Genomic DNA, 481 nt, shown 5'->3' with positions numbered 1-481 from the left:
ATTGACGCGGCGGCTTGCAAAAGTCCGGCAGGTACGGGCAACAACCTGGCAGACTTGCCCAAGGCGAGCGCTGTGCGACGCAACTATTGAGTGGTGGAAAGATCCTCACCATCGCTAACCAGAAATATTTCGCCTGCGGCAGCAGGGTGATCGATACACGTCGACACCATGTCCGTCAAATTGCCGATTGCAACCAGACTGCGCCTGTTATCAATAGCCCCTAATGGCAGGGGTATACCGCGATCAAGCCAACGTACCATGCTAAGAAAATTGGCTTTGACACCGGGTCCGTAAACAAGTGGCGGCCGGATCACAACAAGCTCCATACCGGTTTCCTCGCATACTTGCCGTATTGCGTCCTCTGCCTCACGCTTTGAAATGCCATAAGCATCGACCGGTGCGGGCAAATCTGTCGCCTTGAACGTTTTATTTCGAGGCGTGCCTTCGCCGTTCACCTTGATCGAGCTGATAAAGATAAAAC

The 481-nt window shown here is 53.2% G+C and carries 1 pseudogene; it reads right to left on the bottom strand.

Going from position 1 to position 481, the window contains the following annotated elements:
- Positions 1 to 481, bottom strand: a pseudogene (locus tag BK660_RS30900) (NAD-dependent epimerase/dehydratase family protein); the annotation flags it as partial.

Origin of the sequence: Pseudomonas brassicacearum (genome assembly GCF_003732265.1) — a bacterium.
Lineage (GTDB): Bacteria > Pseudomonadota > Gammaproteobacteria > Pseudomonadales > Pseudomonadaceae > Aquipseudomonas > Aquipseudomonas brassicacearum_D.
The sequence above is the reverse complement of the archived record's forward strand: the minus strand, read 5'-3'. Positions and strand labels throughout refer to the sequence as shown.